This window comes from Nocardioides marinus (genome assembly GCF_013408145.1).
GTDB classification, from domain to species: Bacteria; Actinomycetota; Actinomycetes; order Propionibacteriales; family Nocardioidaceae; genus Nocardioides; species Nocardioides marinus.
Window position 1 is genome coordinate 2615770 of record NZ_JACBZI010000001.1, and the last position, 22118, is coordinate 2637887.

Consider the following 22118-nt stretch of genomic DNA (forward strand, 5'->3'; position numbering starts at 1 on the left):
GTGGTGCTGGCCCACACCCTAGGGGGTCGCCGGGCTCAGTGCTCGCGCTGGGCGCTGGAGAAGCGCACGTCGTCGACGCGACGGGCCGCCGCGCGCAGCGCCTCGGGGGCGTCGCTGCTCAGGCCCAGGCCGTCGACCAGCGCGGTGAATCGCGCCTGCTCGGTGGCGAACAGGCCCGTGACCCGCTCCTCCAGCATCTGCCGGGCGCGCTCGGCCATGCCGCGCACGGCCTGGTCGCCGAAGACCGCCTCGAGCAGCTTCTGGCCCAGCGCCGCGGAGCCACCGGCGATGCCGGCCTCGGCCCCGGTGAGACCCGCGGTGTGGGAGAAGACCACGACCATGAGCGCCACGGACAGGCCGTTGACGCCCAGCGCCAGGAACCGGGCGGTGGTGCGCTTGCCCTCCCCCTCGGCACGGACCATCTCCAGCACGTCGCCCTGCCACTCGCGGACCGCGCGCTCGGCACGTCGGCGCAGGTCGCGCGAGGCTCGGCCGAGGTCCGGCCCACCGGTCGCGAGCAGGCTCACGCCGGCCTCGAGCTGGCGCCAGGCCCGCTCCGCGGCCTCCGCGGCCTCCTCGGCGTGCTCGAGCACCAGCAGCTCCAGACCCGACTCGACCGCGACGGTCACCCGCTCGGCCTGGGCGGGCTTGCCCTTGACCGCACCCACGACCCGGTCCCGCAGCCAGCCGACCTTGGTCTCCAGGGAGCGCAGCAGCTCACCGGTGCCGACGAACTCCTGCCAGCGGGCGAGGATCTCCCCCCGCAGCAGCGTGCCGTCCGAGGTCGCCTGCAGGGCGCGGGCCAGCGCGTCGGAGTAGGCCTGGTCACTGAGGCGGCGCAGGTGCTCGGCGGCCTCGACCTGGGCCGCCGCCGCGTCGGCGACGGGGTGCACGTGGTGGGTGAGGGAGCGGATCGCGCCGTCGAGGGTCTGCTTGACCACCGCCGAGCGGGCACCGGAGTCCTCGGCCAGCGACTCCAGCCAACCGCGGACCTCCGCGACGTTCGCCGCGGGCAGCAGGCCCTCGTCGTCGACGGCGCCCTCGTGGACGACGAAGAGCGGGGAGTCCTTGAGCCCGCGCGCGGCCAGCATGCGGGCGAGGTGCGTGGAGACGGTGTGGACGGCCTCGGGAGCGGTGCGGTCCAGCACGATCGCCACCGCGGTCGAGCGGTCGGCGGCCTGCTTGAGGAAGGTCCACGGCACCTGGTCGGCGTACCTGGCGGCGGAGGTGACGAAGAGCCAGAGGTCGCCGGCCGCCAGCAGCTGGGCGGCCAGCGCACGGTTCTGCTCGTCGACGGAGTCCACGTCGGGTGCGTCGAGGACCGCGAGCCCCTGGGGGATCGTCTCCGAGGCGACCAGCTGCAGGCAGTCGGGGTCGTTGGTCGCGTGCTCGACCCGGCGCAGGTCCGGCAGCAGCCGGTCCTGGCCGAACCAGTGGCCGTCGTCGGGGTGGTGGACCAGCACGGGCGAGCGGGTCGTGGGTCGCAGCACGCCGGACGCGGTGACACGGTGCCCGACCAGGGTGTTGACCAGCGTCGACTTGCCGGCACCGGTCGACCCGCCGACCACCGCCAGCAGGGGGGCGTCGACGGTCATCACGCGCGGGATGACGTAGTCCTCGAGCTGGTCGACCATCTCGCCGTGGGAGGTGCGCACCTCCTCCACGCCGGGCAGGTCGAGCGGCAAGGTGGCAGCCTGCAGCGCACCCCGCAGACGGACGAGCGCGGTGATCATCTGGGCGTCACCGGCGCCGACGTCGGTCGAGGCCTCGTGGCGGGCGCTCATCGGGCACTCATGCGGGTCGGGACCACCTGTCCGGGGAAAGCGATGGATGGGCGCACGGCACTGATCCGGAGGACGTGCTCCTGGCCGCGCACCGCGAAGTCTGGCGGAGGAGTGCCGCGCAGGTAGCGATGATGCAGGAATCCGAGCTCGATCGCTGCCTGTTGGTAGACCCGCATCGCCTGCTCGCCCTCCCGCCCACCGTGCCGTCGGGCGAAGGCCCGCGCCGTGCGTCGGGCCCGCAGGTCGACGACCCAGCCGATGTCGGTGGCGGGGAGCAGACCGCGCTGGGCGGCGTCCCCGAGGGCCGCCCCGAGCATCCGCTGCTCGGCACGCCGGGCCCAGAAGGCCAGCGCGAACATGCCCACCAGCGCCGGGACCATCAGCACCAGGTAGACCACGACGAAGCTCCCGAGACCGAAGACGGTCGAGCCGTTCCACAGTCCGTGCGCGAGCACCGCCAGCACGTATCCCCCTAGCGGGGCCAGGAACCGGACGGCGCCGGAGCGGCTGGTCACCGCGATGCCGACCCCGATGCCGATGAAGGTGGTGAACAGCGGGTGGGCGAAGGGGCTGAAAAGGCAGCGCACGACGAACGTCGCGGTGACCGCCTCGGTGCCGCCCGGCCCCATCCCGTCGGTGCCGTCGTAGGCCGCGGCGAGGTAGAGGATGTTCTCGACGAAGGCGAACCCGATGCCGACCATGCCGGCGTAGACGATGCCGTCGAGGATGCCGTCGAGCTCCGCGCGCCGCAGCCACAGCAGCAGCACCAGGAAAGCGCCCTTGCCGGCCTCCTCGGTGAGGGGGGCGACGATCGCCAGGCTGGCCACCTCGCTCACGCCGATCACCAGCCCGCCGATGCCCTGCACCAGCAGCGCGCCCGCCGTCGCCACGAACCCGCCCCAGAGCAGGCCCAGGGCCAGCAGCGACTTCGGCTCGGGCTCGTACCGGTCCAGCCACAGGTAGCAGCCGACGAGCGGCCCCACCGGGAGGGCCGCGAGGACGGTGGCCAGCAGCACCGAGCCGGGAGCCCCGGCGAGGGCCAGGATCAGCAGCATGGGCAGGGCCCCGAGGGCCACGAGCACGGTCACCACGACCGTGAACGCGACTCCCTGGCGACGTGTCCTGACCATGGCCACGAGCCTATCGGCCGTCGACCCGCGCCCCTCACCCCAGTCGCAGGCGCCGACGTACAGTGGCGCCATGAGCGAGGACCCGCAGACCGAGCCCCGGACCGAGTCGCACGACCCGGCGGTGCCGGAGGCCTACGCCGCCTTCATGCGCACCGGCTGGGGTGACCGCGAGCTCGACCTCCCCCGGCACCCGGTCGCCGACCTGGCGGCGCAGCGGCGGGCCCGCCTCGGTGAGGCCTTCCCCGGTGAGCGACTGGTGCTGCCGGCCGGCACCTACAAGGTGCGCGCCAACGACACCGACTACCGCTTCCGCGCCGACACCGCGCACGCCTACTTCTCCGGCAACCTCACCTCCGACGCCGTGCTCGTGGTCGAGGACGGCGAGGGCGTGCTCTACGCCCGGCCGCGGTCCTCGCGCGAGACCGACGAGTTCTTCCGCGACCGGCAGTACGGCGAGCTGTGGGCGGGGCGCCGGCCCTCGCTGAAGGAGATCTCCGACTCCCTGGGCCTGGAGGTCCGGCACGTCGACGAGCTCGAGGCACGCCTGGGCTCCACCTCGACCAAGACCCGCGACCTGACCACCGACGGCGACCTCGCGCGGGTGGCCTCCGAGCTCCGGCTCGTCAAGGACGCGTGGGAGGTCGACGAGCTGCAGGCGGCGTGTGACGCGACGACGCTGGGCTTCGAGGACGCCGTCGCCGACTGGGACAACGTCCTGCGCTACGGCGAGCGCTGGCTGGAGGGCACCTTCTTCCGCCGCGCCCGCACGATGGGCAACGACATCGGCTACGACTCCATCGTCGGCGGCGGCAAGCACGCCACGACCCTGCACTGGATCGAGAACTCCGGCGCGATCACCCCCGGTGAGCTCGTCCTGGTCGACATGGGCGTGGAGGGCCACAACCTCTACACCGCCGACGTCACCCGCACCCTGCCCGTCGACGGCACCTTCACCCCGCTGCAGCGCGACCTCTACGAGCTGGTGCTGCAGGCCCAGGAGGCCGGCATCGAGGCGGTCCGCCCGGGTGCCGCCTTCCAGGACCCGCACCGCGCCGCGATGCGGGTGCTGGCCCACGGCCTTGAGGACCTCGGGCTGCTGCCGGTCAGCGCCGAGGAGTCGCTGGCCGACGACAACAAGACCTACGCACGCTGGACCCTCCACGGCACCAGCCACATGCTCGGCATGGACGTCCACGACTGCGGCCAGGCCGCTCCCGAGGCCTACGCCAAGGGCACGCTGGCCGAGGGCATGGTCCTCACCGTCGAGCCGGGGCTGTACTTCCAGGAGGACGACCTGCTGGTCCCCGAGGAGCTGCGCGGCATCGGCATCCGCATCGAGGACGACATCCTCGTCACCGCCGGCGGCTACGAGAACCTCTCCGCGTCCCTGCCGCGCACCGCCGACGCCGTCGAGGCGTGGATGGGTCAGCGGATCCGCTGACCCGACGGCCCGTCAGCCGGCGGGCAGGTCGACCCAGAAGACCGAGCCCTCACCCGGCGTGGAGACCGCACCGATCTCGCCGCCGTCCCGCTCGGCGACGGTGCGGGCCAGGGGCAGGCCCAGGCCGGTGCCCTTGACCGACGGGCCGGCGAAGCGCACGAACGGCTCGAACGCCGAACGCAGCTGCACGGGGCTCAGCCCGCGACCGGTGTCGCGGACCGTCACCCGCACCCGCGACTGACCGCCCTCCCCCACCAGGGGTTGGGCACCGACCTCGACGGTGCCCCCGGCTCGGTTGTGCACGATGGCGTTGCCCACCAGGTTCGTCAGCACCTGGCGCAGACCGGCGGGACGCGCCAGCACCGTCAACCCGTCGGGTACGACGCTGGCGACCGTGACCCCGTGCCGGTCGGCCGGCACCCGGTGCCAGTGCAGGACGTCGGCCACGGCGCCGGCCACCTCGACGGCCCGGCGGGAGTCCTCGGAGCCGAGCAGCCGGCCGGTGCCGAGGAGGTCCTCGACGACGGCCAGCAGGTGCTCGGAGGCGGTGAGGACGTGGCCGGCGTCGCGACCGACCTCCTCGGCGAACTCCCCGGCAGGCTGGCGCTCCGCCTGGTCGGTCAGCAGCTCGGCGTACCCGATGATCGTGGAGAGCGGCGTGCGCAGCTCGTGGCCGACGGTGGCGAAGAACTGCTGCTGCTGCTGTCGTGCCTGGTCGCCGTTGGCCAGCGCGTCGGTGAGCAGTAGTCGGCTGTGCTGGGAGGCGAGGCGGGCGGCGAGCGTCGCGACGATGAGGCGGTAGTCGGCCAGCAGCTGCGCCGACCAGCGCCCGGGCGTGCTGCGGCCGATGGAGAGACTGCCGTACATGATCGCGTCGCGCTGGAGCGCGCAGGTCACGATCGCCGCGGTATCGCACTGCTCGAGCTCGTCCCGGTCCTTCGCCCCCTCGGGCGGCAGCAGGTCGCGGTCGGGGACCGCCACGATCTCGTCGCGCGCCTGCTGGGAGACGTAGGGCATGGTCAGGGCCCCCTCGGGACCCTCACCGCGCGGGACCGAGTGGCACGGGGACCCCGGGCACACCCACTCCCGCAACCACACCCGGTCACCGAGGTGCAGCCACGCCTCGCGGTCGGCCGGAGGCGTCAGCGTCAGGGCCACCACGACCATCTCCACCTCCTCGGAGCCCAGGAAGTGCGTGGCGATGAGCTCGCACGCACCCGAGACCGACTCCTCGGCCACCAGCAGCCGTCGGGACAGGGCCGCGGCCTCGGCGGAGACGCCGACGTCGTCCGTCAGCTCCTGGAGACCCTCAGCCGGTGCGGGGGGCACATCACTCCTCGGGGGATGAAGGAACCGCCCCGCAGCGCAGCAGCGCCGGGGAGGGGAAGATGCCCCTAGTCTGGTCGATGCGCGCGGGCTCCGTCAGCACAACATGCCGATCCGCCGCCCACCGGGCCAAGGCGGTGAGCTGCGCCAGCCCCAGGCTGCGCCCCGGGCAGGCGTGCGGCCCTGCACCGAAGGGCAGCCACGAGCCCGGACGGACGTCCCCGCCCACCCACCGCTGCGGGTCGAAGACCTCGGGCCCGGCGGAGCCCGACGGCAGCAGGTCGGGGAGGTGACCCAGCAGCAGCGGGCTGACCAGGACCACCGCGTGGGCGGGCAGCGTGCCGCGCTCGAGGCTCACCGAGCGCGCGGTCATCCGGGCCGTCACCCAGGTGGGTGGCCGCAGCCGCAGCGTCTCCCACGCGACCTCGACGGCCAGGTCGTGCCTGCGGGCAGCGGCCGCCGCCTGCGGGTGCTGGGCCAGCAGCACCAGCAGCCAGGCCCCGGCGGCGATCGGCACCTGCACCCCGGCGGCCAGCTCGACGGCGCTGACCGTCGGCTGCTCGACCCGCAGGTCCTCGAGGCTGCGCTCCAGCGCGGTGCGAGCGCGTCGCTCCTCGCGGCGCGCGCGGGACCAGCGTCGCGGCGGTCGGGTGGCGGCGATGATCGGGGCCAGGGAGTCGACCCAGTCGAGGACAAGGTCGGCGACGTGGTCACGACACATGGTCTCGAGGGGACCCAGGACCGCATCGGTGGTGGAGCGGGCCACCGGGAGGCGCAGCACCTCCATCGCGTCGTCGGCACCACCGCCGTCCCAGCCGGTCGTGGCGCGGGACAGCTCGGCCTCGAAGGTCCGCGTGCCGCGGGCGACCTGCTCGGGGCGCAGCCGCGCGACCATGGCGTGCTCGCCGGTCGTGGCGCGGCGGGTCACGTCGACGGGGAACCGGAAGACCTCTGCGTCGGTCAGCACGCGACGGGTGTCGGCGACCGAGGTCACGAGGTGGGGACCGTGCGGCCCGAGGGCGACCGGGCCGGGACGGCCGCGAGCCGCGAGGACGGCACCGAGGCGCCCGATCGCCGCGGTGTCGTCCGTGGTGGTGGCCGACCTCAGGGGGTCGGGCGCCACGCGTAGACCGCGGACAGCTGTCGAGCGGCCCGTCGTGCACGGAGCTTCGCGAGCATGGACATACCTCCCTTGCGCACTGGTCGTCCGAGCCCCCGAGACCGGGCGACCCGGGCCGGGCGGCCTCCCTCCCCGACCGGCCAGCGCAGGATACCCCTGCTGACATCGTCGTGACCACGTCCACCGGGAGATGGGGTAAAGAACCGGCTCAGGCCGTCCGACCGGCCGTGTCGACCTCCGGGCGGGCGCGGCGTCGCGGCTGCGTTCAGAGCGACTCGGCGATGAGCTGCTCGAGCTGCTGGCGCCGGAACGGCTTGGGCAGCACGTCGGTGATGCCCAGCTCCTGGAGCACCGGACGCTTGTCGCCGGCCCAGGCGCTGACCACGACGACCCGCAGCCCGACGGCGTGCTCGGGGTGCTGCTGGACCCAGCGCACGACCTCCTCGCCGGTCATCCGCGGCATCGACAGGTCCAGCAGCATCAGGTCGTAGCGGGTCTGCTGCAGCGCCTCGACGGCCTCGACGCCGTCGACGGCCTGGTCGGCGAGGTGGCCCTGCCGCTCGACCATCCGGGTCATGACCTCGCGGATGTCGTCGGTGTCGTCGACGACGAGGAACCGCAGCCGGCGGCCCGGCGTCGTCGTCATCTCGTCCACGGGCGAAGACTACCGTCGCCGACTCCGGACCGCGCTCCCCGTCACCGTGGTCCCGGCATCTGGGAGATAGCCTTGGCGCGCCCAGCCTCCGTAGCTCAGCTGGATAGAGCGAGTCACTTCTAATGACTTGGTCGCAGGTTCGAGTCCTGCCGGGGGTGCCACACCCGGACACCATCCCAGGGGTTGCCCTCGCGCATGCGGACCCACCAAGGTGGGCCCTCGTGACCCATGACGTCAGTGCTGACATCCCGTCCCTGCGGCAGCGGCCGGTGGGCTCGCCGTTCGGTGCGACCTCCACCGCCGAGGAGGTGCTCTCCGGCGTCGACCTGAGCGGCGCGCGCGCCCTCGTCACCGGCGGGTACGCCGGCATCGGGCTCGCCCTGGTGCGCGCGCTGGCCCAGGCGGGGGCCGAGGTCCTCGCGCCCGCGCGTCGACCGCAGGTGGCCCGCGAGGCACTCGCCGACGTCCCCGGCGCCACGGTGGCCGCCCTCGACCTGTCGGAGCAGCAGTCGGTGGCCACCCTCGCCGAGGCGCTCGACGGGCCGCTGGACCTGCTGGTCCTCAACGCCGGCGTGATGGCCTGCCCCGAGACCCGGACGCCCGAGGGATGGGAGCTGCAGCTGGCCACCAACCACCTCGGGCACTTCTCGCTGGTCAACCGGCTGCTCCCCCACCTCGTCCCGGGCGGCCGGGTCGTGAGCGTGTCCTCGCTCGGTCACCACCACGGCGGGATGCACTGGGAGGACCCGATGTTCGAGCAGGACTACGCGAAGTGGCGCGCCTACGGGCAGTCCAAGTCGGCCAACGCACTGCTCGCGGTCCACCTCGCGGAGAGCGGCGTGGCGGCGTACTCACTGCACCCCGGCGCCATCCTCACCGACCTCGGCAAGCACCTCACCGAGGCCGACCTGGACGACGTGCTGCTCACCGACGCCGATGGCAACCTCGTCGTCCCGTCGTTCAAGACCCCCGAGCAGGGCGCGGCCACGGCCGCCTTCGCCGCGACCTCCGACCTGTTGACCGACCGAGCGGGTGCCTACCTCGAGGACTGCGAGGTGGCGCCGCTGGTCGACGGCGAGGGCCTGGGCGACCACGGCGTACGACGCTGGGCCGTCGACCCGGCCGAGGCGGCTCGCCTCTGGGCCTGGTCGGCCGAGCTCACCGGGGTCGACGCGCTGCGCTGACCGTGCGCCAGCGACCTCTCGGCTACCACTTCAGGTGGTGCGAGAGGTCTCCGACGAGGTCGACGTGCATGGTGCGGCTCTCGAACCACCAGGTGCCGTCGGGGCGGTGGAAGGTGTCGCGGTAGCGGCCGGCGATGATCGGCTGCAGCGCGAGGGCGTCGGTGGCCTGCAGGACGGTGAAGTAGGAGCGGCAGGAGGCGGTGCCGGACTCCTCGTCGACGTCGATGATGGCGTTGGTGGTCACGTGCTTGGTCCGCGGCGTACCGGTGTCCTCGTAGATCCGGGTGCTGAAGCCGTAGAGCTTGCGCACCCCCTCCCGGCCCTCGAAGACCGTCTCCGGACCGCCGCCCTCCTCGCCGTGGATGCGGCCGTGCGCGAAGAGGTCGGCCACGCCGTCGAGGTCACCGGCGTCGATGAGCTCGGCGTAGGTGTGCAGGAGGTTCTCGATCTGGCGGGCGCTGTCAGCGCTGCTGGTGGGCACGCCGGCAGCATAGGGTGCCGACATGTCAGTACTGACGTTCGACGTCGACACCCTGGTCGCCGAGGCCCGCCGTAAGGAGGGCGTCGAGGACCTCGGTGACACCGGGTTCCGCGAACCGCTCGGGGTGCTCTGTGCGGCGTACGACGCAGCGCCGCTGTCGGAGGTGGGTCGCTGGATCCTGCGCGCCGGACTCGTCCACTCGCTGCGCACCCGCCTGCGCACGCAGGAGTGGGTGCGCCGCCACCCGGAGATCCTCACCGAGCGCGTCGAGGACCCGATCGTGGTCGTGGGCATGATGCGCAGCGGCACGACGCTCGTGCAGCGACTGCTCGCGGCCGACCCCGCCCGCTGCGCCGCGGCGGGCTGGGAGGTCCTCGAGGCCGCTCCCCCGCTGGACACCGATCCGGCCGACCCCGCCCCGCGCATCGAACGCGGACTGGCCCGGGAGGCCCAGACGCGCGAGCACGCACCGGAGCTCTTCGCGATCCACCCCATGCACGCCCTGGAGGCCGAGGAGGAGATCGTCTTCCTCGCCGACGCGTTCCTCTCCCACGTGCCCGAGTCCGGCGCCCACGTCCCCGACTACCGGGCGTGGCTCGACACCCAGGACCTCACCCCCGCCTACGACCACCTGCACCTGGTGCTGCAGCTGTTGCAGTGGCAGAAGCGCCTGCGCGGCGAGCCCGTGGGCAGGTGGGTCCTCAAGACGCCCGCCCACCTGGGTTACCTCGACACCCTGCGCGCCCGCTTCCCCGGCCTGCACCTCGTACACCTGCACCGCGACCCGCAGGAGACGATTCCCTCGGGGGCGAGCCTGAACACCGTGCTGCACCGCATGCACAGCGACACGGTCGACCCGCAGCGCATCGGCCGCGAGTGGCTGGAGCGGATGGGATGGACCCACGACCGCGCCCTCGACACCCGTGAGCGCTGGGCGCGGGACGCCACCGCACCGAGGGTCACCGACATCGCCTTCCGTGCCGTGGTGGCCGACCCCTGGCCCCAGGTCGCGCGGGTGCACGACGATCTCGGGACCCACCTCACCGACCGGGCGCAGGCCTCCATGCGCGCCTGGCTGGACCGGCGCCCACCGGACCCGCGCCGCCCGGCGTACACGGCCGAGGACTTCGGACTGACCCCGGCGGCCATCGCGGAGCGGTTCGCGCGGGAGAATCCTTTTTGTCAGTACTGACATGTGACCCCGATCACTGTTAGCGTCCCCGCATGACGCCTCCCCCCACGGCCACCGCCGGTACGACGCTCGGGACCCACCCCGTCGCCACTCCCGCCCAGCACGCCCAGGAGCTGGCCGCGCTGGAGCTGGTCCGGCACCCGGTCGTCCGGGCCGCCCACGCCGCCGTCGCCGACACCTGGCTGGGCCGGGCCAAGGCCTCGCCCGCGATGCTCGACCGCTTCGAGGCCGCCTTCGAGGAGGTGATGTTCTCGGCGGCGATGTGGTCCTCGAACTCCGACCCGCTGCACCCGCAGGTCACCTGCATCACCCGGCTCGCCCACCGCGTCGACGGCCACCGCGTGCCCGGCTCGCGGTGGGGCATCGACAACCCCGACACCGTCTACCGCGTCGTGCCGATCTCCGGGGACGAGCGCTACGAGCTGCGCGGCCGCGTCGGCGAGGGCCGGATGACCGAGAACTACTTCACCTTGTGGAACCAGCACATGGGCACCGTCGACGTCCTCGACGGACGCCGGATGCACGTCGAGCCCGACGGCAGCTTCGTGGTCACCATCGACAGCGACCCGGCCGGCGATCGGCCCAACCACATCCGCTCCGACGCCACCGCGCACGAGCTCTACGTCCGCGACGTCCTGCTGGACTGGGAGCGCGACGACCCCAACTCCTTCGAGGTCGTCCGCCTCGGCCCCGCCCCCTCGCGCCCCCGGTGGAGCCTCGACGAGCAGGCCGAGCGGACCGCCGCGATGATGGCGCACTTCGCCGACTTCACCGGGAAGCTCTCCCACGGCACCTACAAGCTGCCCCCCAACCACTTCTCGCTGGCCTGGTCGGCCGACCACACCGGCGCCATGCGCAGCCAGGTGTACGTCGCGGGGCGCTTCGACCTCGAGCCCGGCCAGGCCTTCGTCATCGACGTCAGCGACGGCGGCGCGGAGTACTTCACCGTCCCGCTGTCGAACATCTGGGGCACCACGCTGGAGATCGTGGACCGCACCGGGAGCCTCAACCGGGCGCAGTCCGAGCCCAACGCCGACGGGACCTGGACCTACGTGCTCTCGCCCGAGGACCCCGGGGTCCACAACTGGCTCGACACCGACGGGCTGCGCGAGGGCATCCTCACGCTGCGGATGGCGGAGTTCCCCGAGGGCGGGCCGCGCCCCGACCTCGCCGCCACCGGACGGGTCGTCGACCTCGCCGACCTCGACCGGGAGGTGCCGCACCTGCGCCGCCTGTCCCCCGGGGAACGCGCCGAGCAGCTGGCCACCCGCCGGGCGGCGTACCTGCGGCGGCTGCCGGAGGGACCGGCCGAGGGAGGGAACCGATGACGCGCTGGCTCGTCACCGGCTGCTCCACCGGCATCGGCCGCGAGATCGCGCGCTGCGCGCTCGAGGCGGGGCACCAGGTGCTGGTCACCTGCCGCCGCACCGCCGACGTCGAGGACCTGGTCGCGGAGTTCCCGGGCCTCGCGGTCGCGCAGGCCCTCGACGTCACGGACCGCTCGGCGATCAGCGCGGCCGTGGCCGCCGCCGACGCGGCCTTCGGCGGCGTGGACGTCCTGGTCAACAACGCCGGCTACGGCTACCTCTCGGCGGTCGAGGAGGGCGACGACGCCGAGGTGCGCAGGCTCTTCGACACCAACTACTTCGGCGCCGTCGACATGATCAAGGCGGTGCTGCCCCAGATGCGCGAGCGGGGTGCCGGGCACGTCGTCAACATCTCCTCGATGACCGGGCTGGTGGCCAACCCGCCCAACGCCTACTACTCCTCGACCAAGTTCGCCCTCGAGGCGCTCACCGAGGCCCTCGCCAAGGAGGTCGGCCCCCTCGGCATCAAGGTCCTGGCCGTCGAGCCGGGCGGCTTCCGCACCGACTGGGCCACGCGCTCGATGAAGGAGGCGGCCGCGCCGATCGACGCGTACGCCGGCGACGTGGGCGTCCGCAAGGACCTCATCAAGCAGTTCGCCGACCACCTGCCCGGCGACCCGCGCCGCGTGGGCGAGGCGGTGCTGATGCTGGTCGGCCTCGACGTCCCGCCGCTACGGCTGCTCCTCGGGGCGGACGTCCTGCAGGCGACGCGCGCCAAGCTGGCCGACCTCTCCGCCTCCATCGACGCGTGGGAGTCGGTCACGCTCGACGTGGGTCCGGTCCCGGCGGCGGGGTCATGAGCACCACGGGCACCAGGCGCCGGAGCGGCCCCACCCGGACGGCGATGCTCACCGCCTCGACCGCGGTGGCCGCGCTCGTGCTGGCCGCCTGCGGCAGCACCGTCGCGCCCGAGACCGTCGCCCTGGCCGGCGGCGGGTCGGGCACGGCGATCGGTGCCACCGGGTCCGGCACCGGTCCCACGGGGGTCGACGGCGGGGGCATCGCCACCGACGGCGGCGGCTCCACCGACACCGGCTCGGGCAGCACCGACGGCACCGGCTCCGGGTCCGGCGACAGCGGCGGTGGGACCGGCGGAACCGGCGGCGACGGCGGTGGGAGCGCCGGACCGTCCGGTCCGCGGGCCCCGGACCCCGGGGGCACCGACAAGGGCGTCGACTGCTCCGGCCTCGCCGACGACACCGGCCTGGACTCCGACTCGATCACCATCGGCAACGCCACCGACATCAGCGGACCGGTGCCCGGGCTCTTCGAGGAGTCCCAGAAGGCCACGCAGGCCTTCGTGGCCTACTTCAACGCCTCCGGCTCGACCATCTGCGGCCGGAAGCTCGAGCTGGTCACCTACGACACCCGCACCGACGGGTCGGCCGACCAGCAGGCGGCGGCCCGGGCCTGCGACGACGTGTTCGCCATGGTCGGGTCGATGTCGGCGTTCGACTCCGGCGGCGCGGCCACCACCGAGCAGTGCGGGCTGCCCGACGTACGCGCCATCACGACCACCAAGCAGCGCACCGCGTGCACCATCTGCTACGCCGCACAGCCGGCCGGGCCCGAGGAGTTCCAGAACGCGGTCCCGGACTACATCATGCGCAACCACGGGGGCGGCCAGAAGGCCGCGATGCTCTACCTCGAGGGTGGCGCGGCCACCGAGAACGGCCCCGCGCAGGTCCGGCACATGGAGAAGCGCGGGATGAAGTTCGTCTACGTCCAGAGCGTCTCCACCGCGGAGTTCAACTATGCGCCGTACGTGCAGGCGATGAAGGAGCGCGGGGTGGAGACGGTGCAGTTCGTCGGCGCCAACCCGTTCTTCGGCCGGCTCGCGCAGGCCATGGCCCAGCAGGACTTCAAGCCCGAGCTCTACCTGCTCGACCCCACGGCCTACAGCCCCAACTTCACCGAGACCGGCGGCGACGCCGTGGTCGGCACGGTCGTCTTCGTGAACTTCCTGCCCTTCGAGGAGGCCCGGTCCAACGCCGAGATGCAGCTCTACCTGCAGTGGCTGGAGCGGGTCAGCCCCGGCAGCGACCCGGGCTTCTTCGGGCTCTTCGCCTGGTCGGCCACGCGCCTGTTCGTCCAGCGTGCCGCCAGCCTGGGGGGCGACCTGAGCCGCGAGACGCTCATCGAGGCGATGGGGTCGGTCGACGGGTGGACCAGCAACGGCCTGCACTCGCCGCAGAAGGTCAGCGCCAAGCGGATCGGCGACTGCTGGCGCTTCATCACGTGGACCGGCAGCACGTGGAAGGCGCTGGAGGGCAGCAAGTACCAGTGCCGCGGCACCACCGCCGGCTGACGCCGGCTACAGCGCGCCGCGCACCTGCTCGAGCGCCTCGGCGGTGAGCCTGCCGAGGGCCGCGACGTCGTGGGGCCCCGGTCCCTCGGTCCACACCGCCAGGGCGGCGAACACGGCTCCCGCCAGCACCTCGGCCCGGACGGCGGCGGCGAGCTCGTCCACACCCCGCTCGACCAGCACCTCACGGACCTCGCGGGCCATCGCCCCCTGGCGGTCACGGAAGACGCGCTCGATCCGCTCGGGGCTCAGCAGCTCCGAGCGGAGTCGGGCGATCTCGACCATGAGCCGCAGGTCGATGGGCGCCGAGGCCAGCGAGTGGCGCACCGACTCCCGGAGGTCCTCCTCGGCCGGCCGCTGGCGCAACGCCCTGCGGAACCACTCCAGGCGGGTGGTGAGGTCCCCGAAGAGCACCTCGTCCTTGGTCGCGAAGTGGCGGTAGAAGGTCCGCTCGGTGACACCGCACTGGGCCGCGATCGCCGGCACGCTGGCGCGGTCGAACCCGTGCTCCACGAAGTGCTGGAGCGCCACGTCGCGCAGGGCCGCACGGGTGCGGGCGGACTTCCCCGGCGGCAGGTCGGGGTCGCGCGTGACGGGCGCCTCGGACATGGCACGACCCTAGTCGCTGGGCCGCCTACCCGGGCCGAGGCCCGGAACGGCGTACGCCACCGCCCGGGACCCGACATCATGGCGGGGTGCCCGAGACCCCCCACGACGCACCGCGCCAGGACGCCGCGGCGCCGGCGTGGTACCCGGACCCGCACCACCCCGGCGCACTGCGCTACTGGAACGGCGCCGACTGGACCGAGGGGACCGCGACACCGGGCTGGTACCCGCACCCCGAGCACCGGGCCCCGCTGCGCTACTGGACCGGGAGCGCGTGGGGCGGTGAGCTGGCCGGGACGGCCGGGGTGGTGTCGGCGACGGCGCCGACGGTCGGTCCGGTCCGATGGGTCGGCCTGCCGGTCGCCGCTGCCCTGGTCGGCCTCGCCGTCGGTGCCGGCTCCGCCCTCGCCGTCACCCTCGGCGGCTCCAACCCCACCTCCGCCGGTACGCCGACCACCACCGCCACCGCCACCGCCACCGCGGCCACGGAGCCGACCTCTCCGGTCGGGCCGGCAGCGGCACCGGACCCCTCCGAGCGGACGCCGGTGCGGGTGGCACGGGTGCTGTCCTCGCGCAGCGTGCTGCTCGACGACGGACGTCGTCTGCGGTTGCTCGGACTCGGGCCGACGCCCTGCGACACGAACCGCGACGGCAAGAAGTGGTTGGACCGCGCAGCCGCCGGTCGCGAGATCGCCCTCACCGTCCTGGCCGACCCCTCCACCGACGAGCTCGGTGGGTACCTCGACGTCGACGGCGCGGACCTCGGTGAGCAGATGATCAGCGCCGGGCTGGCCGTCGCGGCCGTCGGCCACCCCCGCGCGCCCCGGTACGCGGCGGCCGCGCGGGGCGTCGTCCCCTGCTCGTGAACCCGGTGAGGAACCGGACGCTCACGCGATCGCCGCGGGACCCCCTGCGCCCCCGCTCAGCTCGGGAGAGCCGCCGTCGGAGACCGGCACGGGCAGCAGGACGGTCACGGTCGTCCCGTGACCGACCTCGGAGGCCACCTCGATCTGGCCACCGTGACGCTGGACGATCCGTTGCACCACCGCGAGCCCCAACCCGGTCCCCGGCCGGGATCGAGCCGAGGGGTCCGAGGAGCGGTAGAACTCCCGGAACAAGTGAGCGAGGTCGTCCTCGCTGATGCCGATCCCCGTGTCGGCCACCTCGAGGGCCAGCCCCCGGGTGCTCCAGTCACCCTGGTCGCTCTCGCGCAGCACCACGGAGACCACCCCGCCGGCATCGGTGTACTTCACGGCGTTGCCGACGAGGTTGTTGACCAGCCGTTCCATGGCGGTGCGGTCGGCCTCCACCACGTCCTCGCCGAGGGACACGTCGGCGACCAGCGAGACTCCCTGGGACTCCGCCTCGGCCACGAAGAGCTCGACGCTCTCGGCCAGGACCTCTCCCAGCCGGACCGGCGCCAGGTCCAGGGCGACCGACGCGTCGTCGTACCGGGCGAAGAGGAGGAGGTCACGGACCGTGCGCTCGAACTGGTCGCCCGCCCGCTGGAGCGCCCGCACCGACCGCAGGCCCGACTCGGAGCCGGCGACGAGGGACCCCAGGAGCTCGGAGTGGGCCTTGATCGACGTGACCGGGTTCTTCAGCTCGTGCACCAGCGTCGCCACGAAGGTCCGCTTCAGCTCGCTCATCGCCGTGCGCTGCTCCTCGTACTGCCGGTTGCGCACGGCGACGCCGAGGTCGCCCGCGACCTGGTGGGCGGCGGCGATCTCCAGGTCCGTCCACTGGGGCGCCTCGGCACGCTTGGCGAGAGCGGCGAAGCCGAGCAGCTCCGTGCCCGCCCCCAGCGGCAGGACCATCAGCTGCGGGTGGCCCTCCTGCTCCAGCCAGGGCCCCACCAGGGCCGCCAGCGGCTCCACGACCTCGCGCGGGCCCGCCAACCTGTCCCCCGCGAAGACCGCCGTGGCCTCCAGCTCGAGGAGCCGCTCCACTGCGGGCAGCAGCAAGCGGCCGAAGTCGCGGTTCACGCCGTCCGGCACCACCACGTCCTCGTCGGTGACCCGGCGCCAGGTGTCGTCGGTCAGCAGGTGGGACCACGCCACGGCCCCGTCGAGGGCCAGACGCAGGACCTCGAGGCAGGCCTGCAGCAGGTCCGCCGAGGAGCCGAAGCGGGCGTTGGACAGACGCAGCACGTCGGCCGACATCCGCGAGAGCCGCACCTCGTGGTCGAGGCGACGGCGGCTGTCGGCCGCGAGGACGAGCGGCGCGTGGTCACGGGTCCAGTCGTGGAAGGTCGCCTGGAGCGCGTCGGAGGGCACCGCACGGTTCCTGGGTTCGTCGAGCAGGATCAGCCCGCGCAACCGGTCCTCGTCCTTGACCACGGCGACGAGCAGGTCGTCGGGGTGCCAGGCCCCCGGCGCGGCCCTCGGCACGAGTCCCTGCAGGAAACCACCCGCGACCCGGCGCTCCGCGGGCAGGTAGCGCACCATCCCGAGCATGTCGGACTCCGCGAGCTGGGCCAGCACCCGCTCCAGCGACACGTGGCGACCCAACCTGCTGCGCGCCTGCCCCGAGCCCCGCACCGCGACGTACTCCATCTCCTCGATGTCCTCGCGCAAGAGCAGCACGGCAGCGGTCCCGAAGCCCAGCCGTGCGGTCACGTCGCCGAGGAGCGAGTCGAGCACCGTGTCGTCGTCGACGACCGGACGCAGCCGGGCGAACCAAGGACTCGAGGGGTCGGGAGAGCTCGGTGCGTCAGGCACGGGACCTCCTGGAGCACGTGCGCGGGCGGCGCAGGGGGGGGACGGGGAGGATCAAGGGGGGGGGCGCCGGCCCGAGCGGCGAGACCATCCTGCCCGAAACACCCCTCCTCATGGTTAAGATCGCCGCAGTCGAGGAGGAGGCACCGGATGCAGCCGTGGGTCGCCGTCGTGATCGAGGACGACCCCGCCATCCGCGAGATCCTCGACATGGTCCTGCAGCAGAACGGCTTCTCCGTCGTGCTCTGCGCCGACGGGCAGAGCGGGCTGGCGGCCATCGGGGCCCATCGTCCACTGCTCACCACCTGTGACGTGCAGATGCCCGGCATGGACGGGTTCGCCGTCGCGCGACGCATCCGCCGCTCGCACGACACCTACCTCATCATGATCACGGCCATGGCTGAGGAGATCGACGTGGTGCAGGGCCTGGAGGCGGGCGCCGACGACTACCTCGTCAAGCCCTTCAGCCCTCGCGAGCTGCGGGCCCGTGTCGACGCCATGTTGCGTCGGCTCGACATCGGCCCGCCGCGGGGCTCCGCCGCCCAGGGCACCCGGGACACCGAGACCGCCGCGCCGGCCCCGACGCCCGTCGTCCCCGCGCCGTCGGCACCCGAACGACCCTGGCTGCGCGGCGCTCCCCTACCCGGACAGGCCACACCCACCGTGGCCAGCACCACCACGCCGTCGGCGCCGGTGGTCCCCTCACCGGTGGTGGCTGCACCGGCCAGCCCCATCCCGGCCAGCCCCATCCCCGCAACGGCGGAGACGGCCTCCCCGACCAGCGCCTGGCTCACCCACGACGGGCTCGCCCTGCACCCGCCGACCCGCAGCGTGGTGCTCGACGAACGCCCGATCGACCTCACCGCGACGGAGTTCGACCTGCTGGCCGCACTCCTGGGCTCCGGCAGTCGGGTCCGCAGCAAGGCCGACCTGGTCCTGGCCGTGCGCGGCCAGGGGCACGTGACCGCCTACTTCGTCAACGACGCCGACAAGCGCACCGTCGAGGCGCACGTCGCCTCGTTGCGCCGCAAGCTCGGCGACACCGGCCCGCAGGCGCGGTTCGTCGAGGACGTGCGCGGCGTCGGCTACCGGCTCGCCGGGCGCCACTGAGCGACGCCCACGGACCGCCCGAGGGCCCTCAGGCGTGGTCGTCGATCGCGGCGAGCAGGCTGCGGCGTACCCCGTCGGGCGCGAACGACGCCTGCACCGAGGTCCGCGCCAGCTCACGCACGCCCTCCTCGTCGAGGTCGAGCAGGTCGGCGGCCAGCTCGTACTCCCGGTTGAGGGTCGTGCCGAACATCGGCGGGTCGTCGGAGGCGATCGCGACCGTGACACCGGCCTCGACGAAGCGCGGGAGCGGGTGCTCCTCGAGGGTGGCGACCGCGCGGGTGGCGAGGTTCGAGGACGGGCACACCTCGAGGGGTACGCCGGTGGCCGCGAGGTGCTCGAGCAGCGCGGGGTCCTGCGCGGCGCTCGTGCCGTGGCCGATCCGTTCGGCGCCCAGCAGCTGCAGCGCGTCCCACACGGTCTGCGGCCCGGTGGTCTCCCCGGCGTGCGGCACCGAGCGCAGCCCGGCGGCGCGCGCCGCGTCGAAGTGCGGCTGGAACTGCGGTCGCGGCACGCCGATCTCTGGTCCGCCCAGACCGAAGCCGACGAGCCCGTCGCAGGCGTGGTGCAGGGCGTAGTCGAGGGTGGCGTCGGCCGCCGGGAGCCCGGCCTCACCGGGGATGTCGTAGATCCAGCGCAGCACCAGCCCGAAGTCGCGCTCAGCCGCGACCCGGGCGTCCTCCAGCGCCTCGGTGTAGGCCTCGATGGGCATCCCGACGCCGTCCTCGTGCGGACGCACCGAGGTGTAGGGGGTGCAGGTCAGCTCGGCGTAGCGCAGCGACTGCTCGGTCGCCATCTCGCGCGCGACCTCGTAGGTCAGCACCCGCACGTCCTCGGGAGTGCGGACCAGGTCGACGACCGCGAGGTAGACCTCGATGAAGTGGGCGAAGTCGCGGAACTCGAAGAAGCGCCGCAGCTCCTCGGGGTCGTCGGGCACGGTGCCGGGGTGGCGTCGGGCGAGCTCGGAGACGATCCGCGGGGAGGCCGAGCCGACGTGGTGGACGTGCAGCTCGGCCTTCGGCAGGCCGGCGATGAAGGCTGGGTCGACGCGCACGGGGATCAGGCCGTCGCCTCGAGCACGGCGTCCAGGATGTCCTGCGGGCCACCCTGGACGACCTCGCCGTCGAGGATCACGGTCGGGGTGCCCTGCACGCCCGCCTCGATCGCCGCGGCGGTGGCGTCGTCGACCCAGTCACGGTGGGTGACCTCGAGGATGCCCTCGGACACCGCGTCCTCCTCGGCACCGGCCTCGACGGCGAGGTCGAGCAGGTCCTGGTTGTCGGGGAACGGCCCGGACTCCGAGGGCTGGTTGTCGAAGAGCAGGTCGTGGTAGCGCTTGGCGACCTCGGGGCCGGACTCCTCCAGCACGACGGCGAAGGCGTTGACCGCCCGGGGGCTGTAGTCGCTGATCCGCTCCAGCAGGTTGAACGGGCGGTACTCCACCAGCAGGCTGCCCTCCTCGGCGAGGCGCTCGAAGTCGTCGCGCGTCGCCCCCTCGAGCTCGCCGCAGAACGGGCAGAGGAAGTCCTCGTAGACGATGACCGAGTGCGGGGCGTCGGGGTCGCCGACCGTGACGCCGTGCTCGCTCGTCCCGGCCGGGGTGGCGGAGACGTCCTTGCTGGTGTCGAGGGCGCGGGTGAGGAGGAACCCGGCGAGGATCACCAGCGCCATCCCGACCGCCACGATGGTGGCCATCCGGATCGTGCGGCGCCGCTCGGCGCGCTGCTGGGCGGCACGCGCCTCGGCGGCACGCGACGCCCGGTCCTCGGCTCGGTTCGTCTTCGACATGGTTCTCCTCAGCTCTCCAGCGGCGTACGACGGAACAGCACGTGGTCCAGGGCCCACCGGCTCCGGTGGCCGAAGGCCGCCACGAAGACCGACCCTGCCAGCAGGGCGACGTCGCGGGCGATCTCCCAGGGGTACTTGTCGGCGGCGTCGGGGTCGTAGCCCCCACCGCCGAAGCAGCCGCAGTCGATGGTCAGCCCACGCGCCCAGGCGCTCGCGATCGCGATGATGAACGCGACGAACAGCACGGCCGACACCACGGCCATGGTGCGCGTCAGCAGGCCCACGACCAGCGCGAGCCCGACCACGACCTCCACGACCGGCAGCAGCTGGCCCACGGTGGGGACCACGGCCTCCGGCAGCAGGGGGTAGGCGCGCACGGCCTGGACGCTGGCGGCGGGCTCGGGGATCTTCAGCGCCCCCGCGACGACCCACACACCACCGGTCGCCAAGCGGGCCAGCAGCCCGAGCCACCCCACGACGCGCCCCTCCACGAGGTGGAAGCCTAGGGGTCGGGGCTGAGGGAGCGCTGAGAGCGCGGCGGGCTGAGCGTAGGGTGTCGCCCCATGACGGACCGACTCGTGTGGATCGACTGCGAGATGACCGGCCTGGACCTGGGAGCCGACGCCCTGATCGAGGTCGCCGCCCTGGTCACGGACTTCGAGCTCAACGTCCTCGGCGAGGGCATCGACGTGATCATCAAGCCCCCGGACGCGGCCCTGGAGCAGATGGTGCCCTTCGTGCGGGAGATGCACGAGAAGTCCGGGCTGCTCGAGGAGCTCGCCGATGGCGTGGACATGGCCGCCGCGGAGCGTCAGGTGCTGGACTACATCCGCACCCACTGCCCCGACGGCAGCCGCCCCCCGCTGGCGGGCAACACCGTCGCGACCGACCGGTCGTTCCTGGCGCGCGACATGGCGACCCTCGAGGCCTTCCTGCACTACCGGATCGTGGACGTCTCCTCCATCAAGGAGCTCTCGCGCCGGTGGTTCCCCCGGGCCTACTTCGCCGCCCCCGACAAGCGCGGCAACCACCGCGCCCTGGCCGACATCCAGGAGAGCATCGAGGAGCTGCGCTACTACCGGGAGGCCGTCTTCGTGCCCCGCCCCGGGCCGGACACCGACACGGCCCGCGAGATCGCCGGCCGGCACGGTGGATCCCTGACCGGGCTGACCGGTGCGGCCCCCTCCTCGCCGGTGGCGGCCTCGGATTCGGCGCCCGCGTCCTAGTCCCCTACACTCGTCCCCGGTCCGGCTGCGCCGGGTCCGTGGTGGGCGTAGCTCAGCTGGTAGAGCATCGCGTTGTGGTCGCGAGGGTCGCGGGTTCAAGCCCCGTCGCTCACCCCACGAGCACGAGCCCCTGACCTCCTGGTCAGGGGCTCGTCGCATCTGCGGCCCCGCCCCCGTCCGCGAGGATCGCTAGGGTCGTGCCATGGCAGCGCCCGACCGGTCCCCCGCGTCCTCGGTGCGGCTCGAGCGGCGTACGTCGGACGACCCGCAGGTCGTCGCGCTGGTCGGTCGTTACGTCGCCGAGCTCGACGAGCGCTTCCCGGGAGGCTTTGCCGTCTCCGGGCCCGACGACCTGGTCGACCCCGGCGGCCACTACCTGCTCGCCACCGTCGACGGCGCACCCGCCGCGGTGGGTGGCGTCCGCGCGGTCGCCAGCCCCGAGGGGGCGGCCGAGGTCAAGCGGATGTGGGTCGACCCGGCGTACCGCGGCCTGGGCCTGGGGCGCCGCATGCTCACCGCCCTCGAGGAGCTCGCCGTCGAGCACGGCCACCGCACGGTCGTGCTCGACACCAACCGCACGCTCGGCGAGGCGCTGTCGATGTACGCCGCCGCGGGCTACCGCGAGGTCGAGCGCTACAACGACAACCCCTATGCCGAGGCGTTCTTCCGCAAGGAGCTGTGACCCCTCT

Annotated in this window: 21 protein-coding genes and 2 tRNA genes; 12 read left to right on the forward strand and 11 right to left on the reverse strand. The window is 73.4% G+C overall.

Annotation, left to right across the window (positions count from 1 at the left end):
• Positions 1-35 precede the first annotated feature (35 nt).
• Positions 36-1784, reverse strand: coding sequence for a dynamin family protein (locus BKA05_RS12375; RefSeq protein WP_246289796.1), 1749 nt, complete (start codon positions 1782-1784; stop codon positions 36-38).
• A complete protein-coding gene (locus BKA05_RS12380; protein WP_179531699.1) occupies positions 1781-2914 on the reverse strand; it encodes a PrsW family intramembrane metalloprotease in 1134 nt (377 codons plus the stop codon). Before BKA05_RS12380 ends, BKA05_RS12375 begins: the two co-directional genes overlap by 4 nt.
• A gap of 70 nt (positions 2915-2984) precedes the next feature.
• On the opposite strand from BKA05_RS12380, the gene BKA05_RS12385 reads away from it, so the two are divergent.
• Positions 2985-4355: an aminopeptidase P family protein gene (locus BKA05_RS12385; protein WP_179531700.1), complete on the forward strand. Its 1371-nt coding sequence runs from the start codon at positions 2985-2987 to the stop codon at positions 4353-4355.
• A 12-nt stretch (positions 4356-4367) separates the two neighbouring features.
• Here BKA05_RS12385 and BKA05_RS20325 read toward each other — a convergent pair whose 3' ends face one another.
• From BKA05_RS20325 to BKA05_RS12400, 3 genes are all read right to left on the reverse strand, one after another.
• Positions 4368-5684 (reverse strand): ATP-binding protein, encoded by a 1317-nt coding sequence (locus BKA05_RS20325; protein WP_179531701.1) that lies wholly within the window; start codon positions 5682-5684, stop codon positions 4368-4370.
• A gap of 1 nt (position 5685) precedes the next feature.
• Positions 5686-6804, reverse strand: a complete 1119-nt coding sequence (locus BKA05_RS20330; RefSeq protein WP_179531702.1) for a cytochrome P450 — start codon at positions 6802-6804, stop codon at positions 5686-5688.
• A 262-nt stretch (positions 6805-7066) separates the two neighbouring features.
• Positions 7067-7447: a response regulator gene (locus BKA05_RS12400; protein WP_246290260.1), complete on the reverse strand. Its 381-nt coding sequence runs from the start codon at positions 7445-7447 to the stop codon at positions 7067-7069.
• Between the two features lie 93 nt (positions 7448-7540).
• Between BKA05_RS12400 and BKA05_RS12405 the strand changes: the two genes are divergently transcribed.
• Together BKA05_RS12405 and BKA05_RS12410 are read left to right on the forward strand one after the other, a co-directional pair.
• Positions 7541-7617 (forward strand) — tRNA-Arg (locus BKA05_RS12405).
• A gap of 60 nt (positions 7618-7677) precedes the next feature.
• Entirely contained in the window at positions 7678-8640 is a 963-nt protein-coding gene (locus BKA05_RS12410; RefSeq protein ID WP_343045656.1) for an SDR family NAD(P)-dependent oxidoreductase, read from the forward strand.
• Between the two features lie 22 nt (positions 8641-8662).
• Here BKA05_RS12410 and BKA05_RS12415 read toward each other — a convergent pair whose 3' ends face one another.
• A complete protein-coding gene (locus BKA05_RS12415; RefSeq protein WP_218842398.1) occupies positions 8663-9121 on the reverse strand; it encodes a nuclear transport factor 2 family protein in 459 nt (152 codons plus the stop codon).
• A 22-nt stretch (positions 9122-9143) separates the two neighbouring features.
• On the opposite strand from BKA05_RS12415, the gene BKA05_RS12420 reads away from it, so the two are divergent.
• Genes BKA05_RS12420 through BKA05_RS12435 form a run of 4 tightly spaced genes read left to right on the forward strand, consistent with a single transcriptional unit; the run spans position 9144 to position 13988 of the window.
• Positions 9144-10313, forward strand: coding sequence for a sulfotransferase family protein (locus BKA05_RS12420; RefSeq protein ID WP_179531705.1), 1170 nt, complete (start codon positions 9144-9146; stop codon positions 10311-10313).
• A 32-nt stretch (positions 10314-10345) separates the two neighbouring features.
• Positions 10346-11641 (forward strand): hypothetical protein, encoded by a 1296-nt coding sequence (locus BKA05_RS12425; RefSeq protein WP_179531706.1) that lies wholly within the window; start codon positions 10346-10348, stop codon positions 11639-11641.
• Positions 11638-12480, forward strand: coding sequence for an oxidoreductase (locus tag BKA05_RS12430; protein WP_179531707.1), 843 nt, complete (start codon positions 11638-11640; stop codon positions 12478-12480). Before BKA05_RS12425 ends, BKA05_RS12430 begins: the two co-directional genes overlap by 4 nt.
• Entirely contained in the window at positions 12477-13988 is a 1512-nt protein-coding gene (locus tag BKA05_RS12435) for an ABC transporter substrate-binding protein (RefSeq protein ID WP_179531708.1), read from the forward strand. Before BKA05_RS12430 ends, BKA05_RS12435 begins: the two co-directional genes overlap by 4 nt.
• Positions 13989-13994: 6 nt before the next feature.
• Here BKA05_RS12435 and BKA05_RS12440 read toward each other — a convergent pair whose 3' ends face one another.
• Entirely contained in the window at positions 13995-14594 is a 600-nt protein-coding gene (locus BKA05_RS12440) for a TetR/AcrR family transcriptional regulator (protein WP_179531709.1), read from the reverse strand.
• 86 nt (positions 14595-14680) lie between these two features.
• Here BKA05_RS12440 and BKA05_RS12445 point away from each other — a divergent pair, with 86 nt between their 5' ends.
• Positions 14681-15457: a DUF2510 domain-containing protein gene (locus BKA05_RS12445; protein ID WP_179531710.1), complete on the forward strand. Its 777-nt coding sequence runs from the start codon at positions 14681-14683 to the stop codon at positions 15455-15457.
• Between the two features lie 21 nt (positions 15458-15478).
• Here BKA05_RS12445 and BKA05_RS20335 read toward each other — a convergent pair whose 3' ends face one another.
• Entirely contained in the window at positions 15479-17311 is a 1833-nt protein-coding gene (locus BKA05_RS20335) for an ATP-binding protein (protein WP_179531711.1), read from the reverse strand.
• A 147-nt stretch (positions 17312-17458) separates the two neighbouring features.
• Between BKA05_RS20335 and BKA05_RS12455 the strand changes: the two genes are divergently transcribed.
• Entirely contained in the window at positions 17459-18418 is a 960-nt protein-coding gene (locus tag BKA05_RS12455; RefSeq protein ID WP_179531712.1) for a response regulator transcription factor, read from the forward strand.
• Between the two features lie 28 nt (positions 18419-18446).
• Here the strand turns inward: BKA05_RS12455 and BKA05_RS12460 are convergent, their stop codons facing one another.
• From BKA05_RS12460 to BKA05_RS12470, 3 genes are read right to left on the reverse strand one after another with little or no spacing between them, the layout of a single operon-like run.
• Positions 18447-19469, reverse strand: coding sequence for an adenosine deaminase (locus tag BKA05_RS12460; RefSeq protein ID WP_179531713.1), 1023 nt, complete (start codon positions 19467-19469; stop codon positions 18447-18449).
• A gap of 5 nt (positions 19470-19474) precedes the next feature.
• Positions 19475-20203 carry a DsbA family protein gene (locus BKA05_RS12465; protein WP_179531714.1) on the reverse strand — a complete coding sequence of 243 codons (729 nt, stop codon included), beginning with the start codon at positions 20201-20203 and terminating at the stop codon, positions 19475-19477.
• An 8-nt stretch (positions 20204-20211) separates the two neighbouring features.
• On the reverse strand, positions 20212-20694 hold the full coding sequence (locus tag BKA05_RS12470; RefSeq protein WP_179531715.1) for a MauE/DoxX family redox-associated membrane protein: 483 nt from the start codon (positions 20692-20694) through the stop codon (positions 20212-20214).
• A gap of 72 nt (positions 20695-20766) precedes the next feature.
• On the opposite strand from BKA05_RS12470, the gene orn reads away from it, so the two are divergent.
• The 3 genes from orn (at position 20767) to BKA05_RS12485 (ending at position 22111) form a co-directional block, all read left to right on the forward strand.
• A complete protein-coding gene (gene orn, locus BKA05_RS12475) occupies positions 20767-21429 on the forward strand; it encodes an oligoribonuclease (protein ID WP_179531716.1) in 663 nt (220 codons plus the stop codon).
• A gap of 41 nt (positions 21430-21470) precedes the next feature.
• Positions 21471-21546 (forward strand) — tRNA-His (locus tag BKA05_RS12480).
• Positions 21547-21631: 85 nt separating this feature from the next.
• Complete coding sequence (locus BKA05_RS12485) at positions 21632-22111, forward strand: GNAT family N-acetyltransferase (protein WP_179531717.1); 480 nt, start codon at positions 21632-21634, stop codon at positions 22109-22111.
• Positions 22112-22118 lie beyond the last annotated feature (7 nt).

Excerpts from the sequence above, each read along its gene's own strand:
- BKA05_RS12375 (WP_246289796.1), bottom strand. The coding sequence starts at position 1,784 with ATGAGCGCCCGCCACGAGGCCTCGACCGACGTCGGCGCCGGTGACGCC.
- BKA05_RS12380 (WP_179531699.1), bottom strand. The coding sequence starts at position 2,914 with ATGGTCAGGACACGTCGCCAGGGAGTCGCGTTCACGGTCGTGGTGACC.
- BKA05_RS12385 (WP_179531700.1), top strand. The coding sequence starts at position 2,985 with ATGAGCGAGGACCCGCAGACCGAGCCCCGGACCGAGTCGCACGACCCG.
- BKA05_RS12400 (WP_246290260.1), bottom strand. The coding sequence starts at position 7,447 with ATGACGACGACGCCGGGCCGCCGGCTGCGGTTCCTCGTCGTCGACGAC.
- BKA05_RS12420 (WP_179531705.1), top strand. The coding sequence starts at position 9,144 with ATGTCAGTACTGACGTTCGACGTCGACACCCTGGTCGCCGAGGCCCGC.
- BKA05_RS12425 (WP_179531706.1), top strand. The coding sequence starts at position 10,346 with ATGACGCCTCCCCCCACGGCCACCGCCGGTACGACGCTCGGGACCCAC.
- BKA05_RS12430 (WP_179531707.1), top strand. The coding sequence starts at position 11,638 with ATGACGCGCTGGCTCGTCACCGGCTGCTCCACCGGCATCGGCCGCGAG.
- BKA05_RS12435 (WP_179531708.1), top strand. The coding sequence starts at position 12,477 with ATGAGCACCACGGGCACCAGGCGCCGGAGCGGCCCCACCCGGACGGCG.
- BKA05_RS12440 (WP_179531709.1), bottom strand. The coding sequence starts at position 14,594 with ATGTCCGAGGCGCCCGTCACGCGCGACCCCGACCTGCCGCCGGGGAAG.
- BKA05_RS12455 (WP_179531712.1), top strand. The coding sequence starts at position 17,459 with ATGCAGCCGTGGGTCGCCGTCGTGATCGAGGACGACCCCGCCATCCGC.
- BKA05_RS12465 (WP_179531714.1), bottom strand. The coding sequence starts at position 20,203 with ATGTCGAAGACGAACCGAGCCGAGGACCGGGCGTCGCGTGCCGCCGAG.
- orn (WP_179531716.1), top strand. The coding sequence starts at position 20,767 with ATGACGGACCGACTCGTGTGGATCGACTGCGAGATGACCGGCCTGGAC.
- BKA05_RS12485 (WP_179531717.1), top strand. The coding sequence starts at position 21,632 with ATGGCAGCGCCCGACCGGTCCCCCGCGTCCTCGGTGCGGCTCGAGCGG.